The following is a 671-nucleotide window of genomic DNA, read 5'->3' as shown; positions in this document are numbered from 1 at the left end:
TACAAAAAGCGCAAAGTCGTCACCGATGTTAGCTTAGAAGTAGAGTCTGGTCAGATTGTGGGTTTACTTGGTCCTAACGGTGCTGGTAAAACCACCTCGTTTTACATGATTGTTGGTCTGGTGCCTCGCGATGAAGGCACCATCACCATCGACGACAAAGACATCAGTATTTTGCCAATGCACAGCCGCTCTCGCATGGGTATTGGCTATCTACCGCAGGAAGCGTCGATTTTCCGCAAACTGTCCGTGGAAGATAACATCATGGCCGTATTGGAAACTCGCCAAGAAATGACCCGCGAAGAGCGTCAGGACAAGCTGGAAGATTTGTTGGAAGAATTCCACATACAGCACATAAGAACCAGTGCGGGTATGGCACTATCGGGTGGTGAACGTCGCCGAGTCGAAATCGCTCGAGCTCTTGCGGCAAACCCACAATTCATTTTGTTGGATGAACCTTTCGCAGGTGTCGACCCTATTTCGGTTAATGACATCAAGAAAATCATCGAGCACCTACGCGATCGTGGCCTTGGTGTATTAATCACAGACCATAACGTACGTGAAACACTGGACGTATGTGAAAAAGCCTATATCGTAAGCCAAGGGCACCTCATTGCATCGGGAACTCCGGAAGAAGTTCTGAACAATGAACAGGTGAAACAAGTTTATCTCGG

At 48.0% G+C, this 671-nt stretch carries 1 protein-coding gene; it reads left to right on the top strand.

All coding sequences use genetic code 11. The features are described from left to right. A partial coding sequence (lptB, locus tag R7093_RS25855; protein WP_318147099.1) for an LPS export ABC transporter ATP-binding protein occupies positions 1-671 on the top strand: 671 nt, incomplete at both ends.

This window comes from Vibrio sp. 1580, assembly GCF_033340055.1.
The sequence above is the reverse complement of the archived record's forward strand: the minus strand, read 5'-3'. Positions and strand labels throughout refer to the sequence as shown.